General features: G+C 43.2%; 1 protein-coding gene. It reads left to right on the forward strand.

The features are described from left to right. On the forward strand, positions 1-266 hold a 266-nt coding region (locus tag AAEY83_RS15745; protein WP_351060448.1), incomplete at both ends, for an AAA family ATPase.

Below are 266 nucleotides of genomic sequence, written 5' to 3' on the forward strand. Positions count from 1 at the left end.
GTTCAAACATCTCGTGCTCAGCTAGCAGATGAAAGCCGTCCTAACGGTATATTTATGTTAGCAGGGCCAAGCGGTGTGGGTAAAACAGAAACTGCACTTTCGCTAGCCCAAGAAGTGTATGGTAGTGAAGAAAACGTCACGGTAATTAACATGTCAGAGTTTAAAGAAGAACATAAAGTTTCTTTATTACTTGGCTCTCCTCCAGGGTATGTAGGTTACGGTGAGGGAGGAATATTAACCGAGGCTGTAAGAAGAAAGCCATACAG

Origin of the sequence: Psychrobacter sp. TB20-MNA-CIBAN-0197 (assembly GCF_040309765.1) — a bacterium.
Lineage (GTDB): Bacteria > Pseudomonadota > Gammaproteobacteria > Pseudomonadales > Moraxellaceae > Psychrobacter > Psychrobacter submarinus.